Source organism: Marinicella marina, from assembly GCF_030065545.1.
GTDB classification, from domain to species: Bacteria; Pseudomonadota; Gammaproteobacteria; order Xanthomonadales; family Marinicellaceae; genus Marinicella; species Marinicella marina.
This window is the reverse complement of the sequence record NZ_JASJNC010000005.1, coordinates 144201-156266: the sequence shown is the minus strand read 5'-3', so window position 1 is coordinate 156266 and position 12066 is coordinate 144201. Positions and strand designations below refer to the sequence as shown.

The 12066-nt window shown below is 42.7% G+C and carries 13 protein-coding genes and 1 tRNA gene; 7 read left to right on the top strand and 7 right to left on the bottom strand.

Translation table 11 applies throughout. The features are described from left to right. Positions 1-52: 52 nt before the first annotated feature. From rpmA to QNI24_RS09335, 3 genes are all read right to left on the bottom strand, one after another. On the bottom strand, positions 53-313 hold the full coding sequence (gene rpmA / locus QNI24_RS09345) for a 50S ribosomal protein L27 (protein ID WP_267176433.1): 261 nt from the start codon (positions 311-313) through the stop codon (positions 53-55). A 13-nt stretch (positions 314-326) separates the two neighbouring features. Next, on the bottom strand, positions 327-635 hold the full coding sequence (gene rplU, locus QNI24_RS09340; protein WP_267176432.1) for a 50S ribosomal protein L21: 309 nt from the start codon (positions 633-635) through the stop codon (positions 327-329). Positions 636-792: 157 nt separating this feature from the next. Beyond that, positions 793-1563, bottom strand: a complete 771-nt coding sequence (locus QNI24_RS09335) for an FHA domain-containing protein (RefSeq protein WP_283708670.1) — start codon at positions 1561-1563, stop codon at positions 793-795. Between the two features lie 253 nt (positions 1564-1816). On the opposite strand from QNI24_RS09335, the gene QNI24_RS09330 reads away from it, so the two are divergent. Then, positions 1817-2935 (top strand): hypothetical protein, encoded by a 1119-nt coding sequence (locus tag QNI24_RS09330; protein WP_283708669.1) that lies wholly within the window; start codon positions 1817-1819, stop codon positions 2933-2935. Next, positions 2932-4329: a hypothetical protein gene (locus tag QNI24_RS09325; protein WP_283708667.1), complete on the top strand. Its 1398-nt coding sequence runs from the start codon at positions 2932-2934 to the stop codon at positions 4327-4329. Before QNI24_RS09330 ends, QNI24_RS09325 begins: the two co-directional genes overlap by 4 nt. A 24-nt stretch (positions 4330-4353) precedes the next feature. Here QNI24_RS09325 and QNI24_RS09320 read toward each other — a convergent pair whose 3' ends face one another. From QNI24_RS09320 to QNI24_RS09305, 4 genes are read right to left on the bottom strand one after another with little or no spacing between them, the layout of a single operon-like run. Continuing rightward, positions 4354-6069 (bottom strand): dipeptidyl-peptidase 3 family protein, encoded by a 1716-nt coding sequence (locus QNI24_RS09320; RefSeq protein WP_283708666.1) that lies wholly within the window; start codon positions 6067-6069, stop codon positions 4354-4356. Further along, positions 6066-7211, bottom strand: coding sequence for a glycosyltransferase (locus QNI24_RS09315; protein ID WP_283708664.1), 1146 nt, complete (start codon positions 7209-7211; stop codon positions 6066-6068). The genes QNI24_RS09320 and QNI24_RS09315 overlap by 4 nt, the downstream gene beginning before the upstream one ends. Then, positions 7211-7603 (bottom strand): DUF2304 domain-containing protein, encoded by a 393-nt coding sequence (locus tag QNI24_RS09310; protein WP_283708663.1) that lies wholly within the window; start codon positions 7601-7603, stop codon positions 7211-7213. The genes QNI24_RS09315 and QNI24_RS09310 overlap by 1 nt, the downstream gene beginning before the upstream one ends. Next, complete coding sequence (locus QNI24_RS09305; RefSeq protein ID WP_283708662.1) at positions 7600-8280, bottom strand: glycosyltransferase family 2 protein; 681 nt, start codon at positions 8278-8280, stop codon at positions 7600-7602. The genes QNI24_RS09310 and QNI24_RS09305 overlap by 4 nt, the downstream gene beginning before the upstream one ends. An 86-nt stretch (positions 8281-8366) precedes the next feature. Between QNI24_RS09305 and QNI24_RS09300 the strand changes: the two genes are divergently transcribed. The 5 genes from QNI24_RS09300 (at position 8367) to QNI24_RS09280 (ending at position 12026) form a co-directional block, all read left to right on the top strand. Next, complete coding sequence (locus QNI24_RS09300; protein ID WP_283708660.1) at positions 8367-9455, top strand: glycosyltransferase; 1089 nt, start codon at positions 8367-8369, stop codon at positions 9453-9455. A gap of 63 nt (positions 9456-9518) precedes the next feature. Continuing rightward, positions 9519-10070 carry an RNA polymerase sigma factor gene (locus tag QNI24_RS09295; protein WP_283708659.1) on the top strand — a complete coding sequence of 184 codons (552 nt, stop codon included), beginning with the start codon at positions 9519-9521 and terminating at the stop codon, positions 10068-10070. Next, positions 10054-10539, top strand: coding sequence for a hypothetical protein (locus tag QNI24_RS09290; RefSeq protein ID WP_283708658.1), 486 nt, complete (start codon positions 10054-10056; stop codon positions 10537-10539). Before QNI24_RS09295 ends, QNI24_RS09290 begins: the two co-directional genes overlap by 17 nt. Positions 10540-10559: 20 nt before the next feature. Continuing rightward, positions 10560-11852, top strand: a complete 1293-nt coding sequence (locus QNI24_RS09285) for a PDZ domain-containing protein (RefSeq protein WP_283708656.1) — start codon at positions 10560-10562, stop codon at positions 11850-11852. Between the two features lie 99 nt (positions 11853-11951). Further along, positions 11952-12026 (top strand) — tRNA-Val (locus QNI24_RS09280). The last annotated feature ends 40 nt before the right edge of the window (positions 12027-12066 follow it).

Here is a 12066-nt window from a genome sequence, read left to right as displayed (position 1 = left end):
AAAAAAAGCCCACCATAAAGTGAGCTTTCTCTTCACAAACAAGAATGTTTGTTTAATTTTGTGCTTCTACAGTAACGTACTGACGGTAATTTTTGCCTTTCTTGACAAATTTAACCACGCCATCTTTCAATGCAAAAAGCGTGTGGTCTTTACCCATGCCAACGTTATCACCTGCGTGAAACTTTGTTCCGCGTTGACGAACCAAAATATTACCAGCCAATGCTTGTTGACCACCATACATTTTGACGCCTAAATAATTAGGATTTGAATCGCGACCGTTATTAGTACTACCTGCTGCTTTCTTATGAGCCATGACGTTTTACCTCTTATCCGATTTTAGTGATTTTCAATTCAGTAAAATTCTGACGATGACCCATTTGTTTCATGTGGTGCTTACGTCTTTTGAATTTAATGATTCTTACTTTTTTGTGGCGGCCGTTTGACAACACTTCAGCTGATACGCTTTTGCCTTCTAATAAGGGTTTGCCGATTTCGATGTTTTCACCATCTGAAACCATCAAAACCTGGTCTAATTCTATTTTATCACCGGCTTCAACTTTCAACGACTCAACTTTAATGACGTCGCCTTCTTTGATTCTGTACTGTTTGCCACCTGTAGCTACAACTGCGTGCATGAAACTACTCCAATTTGGTTGTTCTTAAAAAGAGCGGGGATTTTACTTAAATTAAATCTGTCGGTCAACCTAAATCTGTTTAGATTTGTCAATTCTTCTCAATACCTAGCAAATGCGCCTTTGGGCTGGGCTGAAGCCTGGTTATTTTAGCTTAAAATTAACCACTCGGGTTATTCATGATAACCAAAACCAACACCGCTAAACCTACCAACAAAGTCATCCACCACAAATTATTTTTAAGAAAGGCTTGTTTTGATTTTGCAGAAGGTTTTTGACCTTTGTCATTGGCTGCTGTGAATGACTCACTGAGCTGCACATTGCGTGGATGGGATGGACTGAACTTTGAAAAACCTGAAGTGCCCGGCAACTCCACCTTAAATTTGTAATCATCATTCGAAATGATATCTCCATTGCTCAATCGAGCTTGGGCAATCCTCATGCCATTCAGTAAAGTAATATTTTTACTGTCTAACAGGTGCAATTCATTGTCTTCTCTGATCACATGCCATCCATCTGGATGGTGGAAGTTATCTATGATGAATAGACCCGTATCATCTGTTGCATAACTCCTGATTCCAAACACTGATGAAACATTGGCAGGTTTGTGTATGGATGCATTGGTGTGATTTAACTGGGAATCTTTAGGAATATAACCATCATCGAGCAATCGAAAACCCAAATCATCTATGGTGATCAGGTCACCGGTATCTAACAGGCAGGTTTCACCAATTTCAGTATCATTAACTTTAACGCTTTCATTGAAAACATTGAGAACACAGCCGTAACTTTTATGCGCAATTGAGAAGTGCCTGCCCCAAATTTTGGGGTGATTGATTTGCACATCACAATCAGCATCATTACCCAGCACCAGCTCTCTGTTGGCAGGAAACTCAAAGGTTTGTTTGGTGTTTTCAAGAACTAAATACATGTGGTTTACTTGGTACAACCAAAAGATTGTAGCTGCAATGCCAAAGAAATATCAACGAGAATGATTGAATTAATGCAGTGCGTCACACTTTTACCCCCACCAAAAGTTTACCCTGTAAGCTCGAATCATCAGAGCATCATATCATTAATTTGCCTTCACACATAACATAATGAATTCAAACAGTCATCTTGTTGATAACCACAAATAGATTATAATACTGCAGCATGCGATTTGAAAATGGAGATACAACAGGGTGTTAAATAAGGCGTCATTATATTGGCTGATAGTAGCGCTGTTATTACTGCTGTCTCTGACCCTGAGTTTCGACCGCAATGAAACTGCTGGCGTTGAACCATTGAACCTGACCAATCACATCAAGGTTGAACCTAAATTTTTATACCGCGAAAAAGATGCCTATTCAGCCTTGGTAGTTGGAGAGCTACAAATTGGCTTTGATACAGACAACCTGAACCAAGACTTAACTCAATACAACCTTTTCAGCATTGAAGGTTTGACATACAAAGCGGATACCAGGGCCACGCTAAGCTGGGAAACCAGTGCACAGTCGCACGAGGTCCCTTTACAGTTGAACAACCATTCGCACACAGCCATTGATTTCAATACATCTGAAAAACAAGCCATTAAAAACTTAAGAGTTAACATCATCCAAGACCAAACATTTGGCACCGAGCACAGCTTTCAAGATGAGATTAAATTCAAAAGGATGTTGTTAGACCACCAGTCAAATTTCACTGCTTTTCGCTTAAACCTAAACAGTTGGCTGGCATTCAACCCACTGAGCTTCAGTGCCATCAATGGCTACACGTCCATCGACAACCAAGTCTATGAGTCATTGATCAAAAGAATATCCATGTGGCTCTTGGCCTCATTGCTGATTTTCATCCTGATCAGGCCAGCCAAGAAGCATTTGATGTATAGTTTAATGGTGGCTTGGTTGATACCGGCTGTGTTTCACCTAAATAACCGCGCCAATCAGCAGCAGCAAATTCAAGACTTGTTTCCAAGCAATTCTGCTTTTTTAAATAAAACAGATCAAACCACCTTCGAATTGGCCCAACAGCTCAAATCAGCATTGGCCACAATCAATATATTTCCTGAAATTGAACAAAAAATCATCATCGTTGGCAGCAATGACTTTACCAACCAACGGCTGGTCACACACTTGAATGAATTCAACACCAGTATCAGAAGCCATTTCAATGATTTACCTGAGCAATTGCAGCAACAGTCAACCACTTTGGTTTTCCTCAATCAATCACACGCCATTTGCGAACAAGCCGATACGATACTGGCCAAAGGTTTAAACAAAGTCTACGTCGACCCAAGTTTCTGTGTGATGAGGCCATTATGAGTTTTTTCATCGGCTTGTGTTTGGTGTTTTTTCTGTTGATGCTGGGATGCGCATTCAGATTTGGCTTCTCATTGCTGGCTCAGCACAAACAACCATTACAGTTAGACATTGATTTCGTCATACACGCTTTCTTCCAGGGCATCTTGGTGTTGATCCTGATGCTCAATTTCGTGCAGTTCTTTACGCTATCCAACCAGGCCATAACAATGCTGCTGTTACTCATGGCTCTCATCAGCTGCATGGTGGTGCTTATTGGCGGTTTGAAACTGCCGTTCAAGATTGAACGACCAGATCCACCCACTTTGATTGTTACGGCTTTGACCATCAGTTGTTCCATTTTGATATTCATAGCCAGTCACTCCTTACCCAATATGGCTTGGGACTCCTGGGCCGTATGGGAAGGCAAAGCGGACCAATGGTTTTATCATGGTTTATCGAGCCCAATTGAAACATGGGAAAACTGGATCAATGGGCAAAACCTGCTTTACAACCAATCTGCCAACTACCCAGATGGTTTATCGCTGTTGTTTTTTACCGCTAAACTGGCCACAACCAATGCCTTCAGCGCCATTCATGTTTTGTATTTATTTGCTTTTACCGCAACCACCTTATTGTTGGCCAATCGCATCAGGGACTGGGAAGGCTCACTATTCATGCAAGTATTTTTGGTTTTGGTGCTCTATACCACGCCCTTAATCAGCAACCACTTGATGATCATTGGTTATGCCGATATTTGGATTGGGATGATTTTGGCCATGGCAATGATTGCTTATCTGGACTGTTACAAATTCAAAACCAAGGGCGCGCTCATTACTCTGGTAGGTTATTTGACCTTATTACCCATGTTTAAGCTGGAAGGTTGGGTTTGGTTGATTTTGCTCTTACTGTCGCACGCCCTGCTTTATTTATACAAAAACAAAACCAGCAGAATAGCTTTAGGGGTTTTCGCCGTGGGTTTGCTGTTGATCATCGTATTGTTTGGCATCAACATTGACACGCCGTTTGGACAGTTCAAACTCAGCAGTGAGGGCCTTACTGTTTTCACCCTGATTGACTCAGAACTTTCATTCACTGATGTAACTGATTTATTGATGAGCGGTTTCTTTTGGCAGAACAACTGGTCGCTGATTTGGTTGGGCTTACCCTTCTTGATATGCTCATACCTCATCAACAGTCACAGCACGGCTGAACGAGTGGTGCATGTGTTTTTTGTATCGGCCATTTTGAGTTTCTTATTTTTGTTTTATTTTACCGAGGCCAGTAAATGGGCTGTGGATTTTACTGCAGTTAACAGGGTCATTCTGCAGTTGACCCCTTGTTATGTTTTTCTGTTATTTAAGATGTTGACCGGCTGGCAAGGTAAAAATGGGAGTGAGACACCAGCAACGCCTTGAGGCGCTGCTGGTGGTGATTTTGGACTACTTGAGGTATTTCAGGCCTTGTTCAAAAACCACATCAACCGGAATTCCGGCTTGATTAATTTTCTTCAGTGACCTGGCTAACTGATCATTGATATGACCTTTTTCATCAAACCACGCCTTCACCGCGGCATAGTCACCCATGCCCTGATGGGTCAATATCTTCTCTGATAAGCTGGCAATGGCTGCAGACATCTTTTCAGCATTGACCGCATAATGACCGCTGGACTCATCGAAACTGAATGCACCTTGTTCTGCAAAGTAATTGAACCTGAGTAAATTGGCAACACCGTGTGCTGAACTTGAACCAAAACGCACTGAACGGAAAATACCTGCCATGAATGTGGTGTAATAATCCATGATTTCGCCTTCTTCTAACTCACCCATTTGATGCAATTTTTCAACCATATACAGCCCCAATATGTCGGCTTTACCTTCTTCCATGGGTGAGGCCAGTTCTTTCAAAGCAGTTCTCACCGGGCCTTGATCGTTGATGGTGTTTTTGATACCCAAACCATGTGCCACCTCATGGAACATGGTGTTGGCAAAGAAAGCATTGAAAGTGACATGCTTTCTTTGTTCCGGGGTTACCAGCTGTTCAGCGATTGGCACCAATATTTTTTCAAACTTGGCTTGCATGACATTTTTCAATTGTAAACGGCGCGTGCCTTTCTCTAATTGCACGCTTTCATCATTGGGTAAGTTGATGGCGATGGTTTTGCTACCGGCATTGGAATGGCCGGCATAATAAATGGCATCATAGGCATTCAAATCTGAGTCAGTGCCTGGCGTTTCTTGTTTGAATTGTTCTGCCACTGGCAGTTCGGCCTGTAACTGTGGCAAAAAAGCGGCGAACTTAGACAAGCGTTCACTCCAAGCCAAATCCTTAATCAAAACATAAGCCTCATAGGCTGTTTTGTAACCAAACAATTGATCTTCATAATTCTCAATGGGACCAATGACCACCTCAATTTTGTTGGTTTTCATATCCATCCAGGCCAAATCAGATGCCCTGAAGTCATCGCTGGTTAAAGCTGCAGCCCGCAGTTTTAAATAATTTTTGAAGCCTTCATCTTCGGCCAATTCAGAGGCACGCAACAACAAATCAGCTGCTGCAGCCAATTGTTCATTATATTTTTCATGGTAAGGCACTGCCACCAAGTTACCATCAACATCACGTTCAACCATGGTATAAAGTCCTTTCATCGCTGCAGTGGCATTGGCTTCAAACGCAGCTTTGTCTAAATCTTTGGGGTAAAAGTTTGCGCCGATGTATTTATCTTCAACCCCTGGAATGAATGCTTTGTCACCATCCAAACGGTCCCAAGGCCCATAATTAATTTCAGCAAATTTACGCAAACGTTGGTTTTCTATGCCGGCTAAAAAAGGTTGCTTGGGACCATAACTTTGCAGCCAAAATAATTCATCCATGATCTTGGCAGCTTCAATCAAAATAGCCAATATTTTTTGTTGTTCACCAGATAGGTGTGAAACATCGCTGGACAACCTGAAAGTGGCATATTTATTAAGCAGCTCGGCATGGGCTTTTTTAACTGCTGGCTTAACTGGGTCTTGTTGATAAGCCACCGGGTCTGGCTCTTGTACAGCCGCTGTTTGCTCCGGCGCCTGTGAATCGACATGTTCAGTCTCTGTCTGACAGGCTGTCAATGCCAAGAGGGTTAAAACAACAAGCATCGATTTCATTGGTTTTTTCATCTTAATTCTCCGGAAATTAAATGGTGGTATTGGTTTTGAATTTGTTCTGCCACTTGATCTATGTGGTAATCAAAATCATGTGGCTTTTGACTGATTTCATCAAAATTTGTTTGAATGAATTTAATTTTGTCTAAAAAGTCAGCTGGGTTATTGGCTTGATAAACAAATCCTTTGGGGTATTTTTCAGCCAAGTGCTGCATGCCTGAGCCTTGGGTATCAGGCACCAAAATAATTTTTTCATGTAACATGGCCTCGAGTAAGACCACCCCAAATGATTCAGCTCGATCATTTGAAGCCATACAAAAAACATCACAGCCTGCATACAGTTCATGTACTTGCTGCCATGATTGAGAGCCGAGCAACTCAACATTGTCTGCTTCAACGGTTTTTATTTGATCTGCCAATTGGCTGGCCAACTGGCCTGAACCAGCTATCAGCAGGTGTGCATCGTTCAATAACGACATGGCATCTACCAACATGGCTTGGTTTTTATAAAAAGTCAGGCGCCCCAAGTGGAATAAACGGAATTTATTCTCAGGCCACCGCTCTTTGGCAGGTTTGGCATGCAAAGCTTGGATTTTACTGACATCAATACCCAATGGCAGCACTTCGGTTTTCTTCTTATTCTTAGCCAACTGAGACGAGTGGTTGGCGTAAGCTTGGGTTGAAACCAAAATCCGATCAGTTTCATTAATCAGACTATTTTCCAGGGGTTTGATACAACGGTAAATACAACGCATCAACCAGCGGCTGTGCTCAGTCACCATATCTGAGTGCCAACTCATCAACCAAGGTATGCTTTTAACCAACTTGTGGCTTAATAAAAAAAACAAACTGGGGTTCGGCCAATGGAGGTGGATGATGTCAGGCTTATCAGTGGCCATCAGGTGTTTCAATTGACGCCTGAAGCCGAGCATGATTGGGGTAAATAAAAAGGGTTTGAGGGTACTTTGGCGAATCACACGAACACCATTGAGCTCAGTGGTTGTGGTTTTGGATTTAACCCAAGACCAGTCATGGTTGTGGACCCATACAGTGACCTCATTGCCCTGCGACACTTGGGCTTCTGCCAAATCACATAAATAATTTTCCATGCCACCATGAAAAGGTGGATAGAACTTACCTATGTGAAGAATCTTCATTAACCAATTTGGCTTTTTTGGATGGGCTCAACGGAGTCTGCAGGTTTTTCATTGGTGGTTTCAGGTTGATTAATGGCTGCTTCTAATATGGCCATTTTTTGGGTCAACCGCCTGATTTTTCTTTCTTTTCTGGTCAATGCCATATCCATGGTGAGCATTCTGATTAAAATCATACTGACTGAAAGCACCAACAACAGTGTGGGTGGATAGGTGATACCTAAACGCGCCGCAACCCAATCTATGATTTGCGGAAAAATAGATAAAACAATGGCAGATAAAGCAACCAACAGCCACCAGGTGGCATATGGTCCATGCATTTTGCCTTTGCGCACCAGGTAAAGAATACTGATTGAGAGAATAGAACCTATAATTAGGATAGTTAAGTTTGTCATTGGGTTGGTCTTTTGCCTATGTTTGCAACACATAATGTGGTGGTTTGCACCATGTACTTCAAAACCACCAGCCAGGAACTGAATACACGTGATTTACCATCATTTCGATCCTCCATTTTAACAGGAACTTCATTAATAGTTAAACCCGCACGCAAAAGTAACAACAACACACCAACATCCTGATAATCCAGCATGCTGGCCTGTTTGGATGACAGTACTTCAATGGCTTGTTTGTCATAGAGTCGGAAGCCAGATGTAAGGTCTTCTATTTTAATGTGTGTCAGCATTTTAAAGAATTTCCATGCCAATTTCTTAAGCCGGCTCAAGCGCGAAGGAAAAGTCCCAATAACCACATTGGCATTGGTGTTGCGATACACTTGCATCAAAGCATTCAACTCAACCGGTAAGTGCTGCCCATCTGCATCCATGGTGATGACTTCAGAATAACCCGCTTTGGCGGCATATCGAATGCCTGTTTGTGTGGCTCCCCAGGCGCCTAACTGGATTGGTAAAGTAAAACAGTCGACGTCGTGTGCTTTAACAACCCGAGCTGTGTCATCGGTGCTGGCATCGTTGATAATGACCACATCATACGATACAGTTGCAACCAAATCTGGTAACAAGCGAGCCAGATTGATTGCTTCATTGAAAGCTGGAATCACAATAAGTGTCTTCATGACAAGATTAATGTTTTAAAATAGTCAGCAAGTTATATATCAAGCGCACCAATTTATGGTGTTTTTTTTCACTTTTTTAAAAGCCAATGCCAAAATCAGCCAAGCAAAACAACACCCTTGTTATCCATGATTTGTTTCAAATCAAAGGTGGTGGTGAACGTTTGGTTTCAATACTATGCGAACAGTTGCAAGCTGACTTGCTGACCGGCCACATCGGCCAACATACTTTTCAACTAGATCAATTGCCAGGCAAAATCACTGACTTGAACGCCCTGGGTAACATCAACGGCATCAAAACATGGCGTTTGGCACGGGCCTTTAAAAACCACCCACCTCAAAACAATCATCAAAATGTGATATACAGCGGCGTTGCGGCCCCGCTGGCGGTTAAACACCACCTAGAGTCACGAAATATATTTTATTGTCATACCCCACCACGTTTCGTTTATGACAAAAAAAGCTATTACCAAAGCCAGCTGAACATAATTAAAAAACCCTTGTTCAAGGCATTGATTAATTGGTTTCGACCACAGTACGAACAGGCCGTCTCGCAGATGGATCATGTGTTGACTAATTCCAAATACGTACAAAACCGCATCAAAAAACATTTGGGTATTGAGTCAACAGTCATTTACCCACCCTGTGAAACCCAATCATTCAAATGGCGCAGCGATGGCGATTACTTTTTGTCACTGGCCAGACACGACTCACTGAAACGCATTGATGTCATCATTGAGGCATTCAAGGCCATGCCAGATAAGAAGCTGGTGGTTGCCTCTGGTGGTGAAATGACTGCCGAACTCAAACAAGCTGCAGCCGGGCATGACAACATTGTATTCACTGGCTGGCTCACCGAAGCTAACTTATTGAAGTTATTAGGCGAATGTCTGGCCACCATTTATATTCCCGAGGATGAAGATTTCGGTATGTCGCCAGTTGAGTCCATGTCAGCAGGTAAAGCCGTTCTTTGTTCCGATCATGGCGGCTTATTGGAATCTGTTATCCATGGAGAGACCGGTTTTCACATAGACAACAATAACCTCAAAACATCTCTGACTGAGCATGTCAAACAGTTCGACCGCAATCAGGCATTGGTCATGCGGCCCGCCTGTGAACAACGTGCAGCATCATTTGATACCCAACGATTTATGAAAAATTTCAAAAAGTTTTTATGAATATGCGACCCTTTAGGCGCTGAGACAGTCTTATAGGGTATATTGAAAACAAAAAATGAAATTTTGAGCTATTTTAATCAGACCATAGATGACATCACCAAGGCCCAGGTATCAAAAGGCCGACAGGCTGCTTGTCGTCAAGTATATGATCAGTTTTCATCATCGGTATACAACTTGGCATACCGCATGCTACAAAATAAAGACGATGCTCAAGATGCCATGCAGAACAGTTTTGTTCTGGCATTCCAAAAAATTTCTCAATGGTCTGGTCAAGTGGCATTTGGGTTTTGGTTGCGGAAGATTGTCATCAATCAATGCTTGAATGAAATCAAAAAAAACCACCACCAACTTACTTTGGATGCTCAAGCCCTGGCAACTGAAAACGATCAAATTGCCTACAATTACCAACATGATTTGAATATTTTATTAGCTAAACTGCCACCACTTTCTAGGTCGGTGTTGTGGCTGTATGAGGTGGAAGGGTTGACCCACAAAGAAATTGCTGAGGTATATGAAATGTCAACCAGCTTTTCTAAATCACAATTGGCCAGAAGCAAACAATTGCTCAGCAAATGGTTGCAAAACCAAGAGAAAAAACATGAACAACAACACTGATAAACACCTGTCTCAATGGCTGCAAGAACAGCCACAAATGTTACCCGCCAGAGATGGGTTTGACGCCATCATGGACCAGGTACACAGTCAAAAAAGACGCCGAAGCTTTCGCATTCCAGCAGTTGCCGCAGCTATATTTGCGGTGATTTTGTTGAGCCAATTACCCAAGCTAACAACAGAATTAAACCACAGTGAGCAGTTTCAACAACTGGCACTGCTGAACACGAAAATAACTCAGATTGAATCAGTGGTTCGAGGTGCTGTGATTCAGCACTCCTCCCCTGGTTCACATATTTTAGAGAAAATGATTTCCATGGAAAACTGGTTGGATCAATTGAATCAGAACATTGCGCAAACTGATGACCCCAACCACAAACTCGAGCTGATGCATGCCAAGCTTGAAATCCTCGATGACTTGGTGGCTTTGCAGAGAAAAATGCAGTCACCAGTCAACCAACAAGTAATTTAAACCAATAAAAAGGTGAAAACATGAAATTTAAAACCGCACTACTAACCAGCCTGTTTGGCTTATGTTCAATGGCTTTTGCTGAGGCAGCCGATGACCAAGTGAATGTCAATGTCAACATTGACAATGGCGAGGGCAAAATCACCATCCTTCGAGTCGTTGATGGAGAAACCCAAACCATTGAAGATACATTCGTGGCAGATAAAAACGCAGACATTGACGCTTTGGTCGATGAACTCTTGGCAGAACATGGCATTGAACATCAAGGCGAAAAACACCACAAAGAAATCATTAAAATGGTCCATGAAGGCAACAAAGACATGGTGTGGCTGCAAAAAAATGATGATGTGTCCGTGGACTTATTAGACGGGCAAGCCAAAGTCATCATCAGAAAAGACCGCAATGGTGAGGTAGAAGTCATTGAAGAATCTTTTGATCTCACAGCGGGACAAGACATCAATGTGTTGATTGATGACTTAATGAGGGCTCATGGCATTGAAGCTGGCGATGCTGAGGTGCACCGCAAAGTCATTAAATTGGATCGAAAATTCACCCAGGTTGATAGCAACAAACCACGATTGGGTTTTATGGCCAACGTCAAGGACAGTGGCTGGGAAGTGGTCTCTGTGGTGCCCGGCAGCGGTGCTGATGAAGCGGGCTTGTTGTCAGGCGACCTGATCACTGCCATCGATGGCCAGAGTACCGCCAAAGACGGTTTGGGTTTAACTGAATTCATCGCCAATGACCACCAAGAAGGCGCGGTCAGCGATGTGCAAGTCTTGCGCAATGGCAATGAATTGGTTTTGGGCATCACCGCTCGAGTGATTGACTCGCCCGATGTACTCATGACCTTAAATGGCAATAAAAATTGGCTGTCCTCTTCCGGCCAAGAATTCACTTTCAGTTCCGGTGACATGGATGGCCTATTTGCAGGCTTGAATGTGGACGTTGAGCATTTGGATAAACTGATTGAAGGTTTAGGAAATCGCGAAATACACGTGGTAACCACAGCCGATGCCGATGCCTACTTTTTCTCCGGCAGCAAAATGAATCAATGGCTGGGGAAAAATCACCATTTTTCAACCATCACTGAAAACTTGGGCAAATATTTTGGCACCGATAAAGGCGTTTTGGTGCTCGAGGTTGATGCTGACAATAAACTGGGGCTCAAAGACGGCGATGTGATTCAAGCCATCAATGGTGAGGACGTCAACTCACCAAAGGATGTGGTCAGAATCATGTCATCATTCAAGTCTGGCGAATCATTTGAAGTTGAAATCATGCGTGATAAAGAAACCATTTATTTAGAGTCTTAATCATTGCTATTGTCTTCTGAGTTTTGATAGAATACGCGCTCTTTGATGAACAAAGTCCTTTTCAGGTCTTTGTTTGTCTCAAGTAAAACATACCATTGTGGACGCGTAGCTCAGCGGGAGAGCACTTCGTTGACATCGAAGGGGTCACTGGTTCAATCCCAGTCGTGTCCACCACATCCTACTATAACCCCCACCCTCTGATCTCATTTGCGCT